Annotated in this window: 2 protein-coding genes; both read left to right on the top strand. The window is 70.0% G+C overall.

Translation table 11 applies throughout. The annotated features are described in order from the left end of the window. The first annotated feature begins 1 nt into the window (after position 1). Positions 2 to 1,519, top strand: coding sequence for an Rne/Rng family ribonuclease (locus VI238_RS00885; RefSeq protein ID WP_331647459.1), 1,518 nt, complete (start codon positions 2 to 4; stop codon positions 1,517 to 1,519). A gap of 18 nt (positions 1,520 to 1,537) precedes the next feature. Continuing rightward, on the top strand, positions 1,538 to 2,598 hold a 1,061-nt coding region (locus VI238_RS00880), incomplete at its 3' end, for a hypothetical protein (RefSeq protein WP_331647458.1).

Genomic DNA, 2,598 nt, shown 5'->3' with positions numbered 1-2,598 from the left:
CCTGATCAACGTGACCCCGCGGGAAACGCGCGTCGCCCTGGTCGAGAACGGCATGCTGCAGGAGGTCCACGTCGAGCGGGCGAGCCGCCGCGGCTATGTCGGCAACATCTACAAGGGCAAGGTCAGCCGGGTCATGCCCGGTATGCAGGCCGCCTTCGTCGAGATCGGCCTCGACCGTGCCGCATTCCTGCACGCGTCCGACATCGTGCGGCCGCACGCTACGGTGACCGGCGAGAACGGCGACGGCGCGGCCGCACCTTCGCCGCCGATCGGCGAACTCGTTCGCGACGGCCAGGACATCGTCGTGCAGGTGGTCAAGGACCCTATCGGCACCAAGGGCGCCAGGCTCACCACGCACCTGTCGATACCGTCGCGCTACCTCGTCCTGCTGCCGTACAGCAAGGTGCTCGGCGTGTCCGTCCGCATCGAGGACGAAACCGAACGCCAGAGGCTCAAGGACATGCTGGCGCTGCTGACGACCGGCATCGAACCGCCGTCGACGCCGCCATCGGCGACGCAACCCGCGGTTCCGCCCGCGCCGCGGCTCGGCTACATCGTGCGCACGAATGCCGAAGGCCAGTCGCGCGAGGCGCTCGCCGAGGACATCGACTACCTCGGCAAGCTGTGGACCAACATCCAGGAGCAGATGGCGCGCGCGCGCGTCGGCGAGCGCATCTACGAGGATCTCAGCCTGCCGCTGCGCGCGCTGCGCGACCTCATGCGGCCGTCGATCGAGAAGGTGCGCATCGATTCGCGCGAAACGCTGGAGCGGGCGCAGCGGTTCGTCTCGCAGTTCATGCCCGAGTTGGCCGAGCGGGTGGAGCATTACCCCGGCGAGCGCCCGATCTTCGACCTCTACGGCGTCGAGGACGAGATCCAGAACGCGCTCAAGAAGGACGTGCCGCTGAAGTCGGGCGGTTACCTGATCGTCGACCAGACCGAGGCGATGACGACCATCGACGTCAACACGGGCGGCTTCCTCGGCACGCGCAATCTCGAGGAGACGGTGTTCCGCACCAACCTCGAAGCCGCGCAGGCCGCCGCGCGCCAGCTGCGCCTGCGCAACCTCGGCGGCATCATCATCATCGACTTCATCGACATGACCGACGAGGAGCACCAGCGCCAGGTGCTGCGCCAGTTGCAGAAGTCGATGGCGCGCGACCACGCGAAGGCGACCGTGTACGACATGTCGCCGCTCGGCCTCGTCGAGATGACGCGCAAACGCACGACCGAGAGCCTCGAGCGGCAGTTGTGCGAACCGTGCCCGGCCTGCGGCGGCCGCGGCAGCGTGAAGACCGCCGAGACGATCACCTACGAGATATTCCGCGAGATCACGCGCGCCGTGCGCCAGTTCGAAGCGCAGCAACTGCTCGTGCTCGCGGCGCCGAAGGTCGTCAATCGCATCCTCGAGGAGGAGTCGGTCGCGGTCGCCGAACTCGAGGAGTTCATCGGCAAGACGATCCGTTTCCAGCCCGAGGAGCACTATTCGCAGGAGCAGTACGATGTCGTGCTGCTGTAGCGCAGCCGTGGGGGTGGCATGACCACCCGGCTGCGGATGTGCGTCCGCCGGTTGCGCTTCGCGCTGCTGGCGGCGGCGGCGACCTGCGTGATCGCGCTCGGCGTGCTCGCCGGCATCACGCAGCTCGCGATGCCGTGGTTGAACCAGCATCCGCAGCAGGTCGAGCGCTGGCTGTCCGGGCGGCTCGGGCGCGCGGTCACGATCGCGCGCGTCGACGGGCGTTGGGTCGGCGGCGGTCCACTGCTCGCGCTCGACGGCGTGCGCATCGAAGGCGGCGCGGGCAAGGCGCCCGTCGTGATCCCGCATGCGGAACTCGCGTTCGACCTGCTCGCCGCGGTGCAGCGCAACCGCGCCTTCAGCGAATTCCGCCTCGCCGACGTCGAACTTCGACTCGTGCACGAAGGCGGCGAATGGAAGCTGCGCGACTTCGACCTCGGCTCGTCGTCGCCGCGCGACGAACCGGTTTCGATGGGCGCGCTCGGTGCGCTCGAGATCACGCGCCTCAAGCTCGCGGTCGACGATCCGGCGCACGAGCTGCACCTCGAGTTCACGGCGCCGGTGGTGCGCGTGCTCAACCGCGGGGCAGTGATGCGCGTGCTCGGGCGCGTGCGCAGCGCCGACAGCGCGACGCCACCGCTCGAACTGGTCGCCGACATCGATCCCGCCGAGCGCTCGGGCGACGTCTACGTCGGCGGGCGCGACCTCGATCTCGCCGCGTTCGCCGCGGCGATTTCGGCTGCCGGCGTGCAACCGCTCGCAGGCCATGGCGCGTTGCAGCTGTGGCTGCGGCTCTCGGCGGGGCGGATCGACGATGCACGCGCGCGCGTCGCGCTCGACGACACGCGCTTCGCCGCGCGCGAACCGGTGACGATCGGCGCGGGCGCCATGGTCGAGCCACGCGCGGCGTTCGATCGTCTGGCACTGGTCGCGCGCTGGCAGCACGATCCTGGCGGCTGGACGCTCGACGTCGCCGATTTCGTGGCGGCCACGGGCGCGCAGCCCGCGCGCTTCACGCTCGAGCGGCGCGGCGGCGACGCGGCGCCGCGCTGGCGCGCAGGCGCTCACGCGCTCGCGCTGGA

The sequence above is a fragment of the Dokdonella sp. genome (assembly GCF_036518555.1).
Taxonomy (GTDB): domain Bacteria; phylum Pseudomonadota; class Gammaproteobacteria; order Xanthomonadales; family Rhodanobacteraceae; genus Dokdonella_A.
Note: the sequence above shows the minus strand (reverse complement) of the source record. Positions and strands in the feature narration are given on the sequence as shown.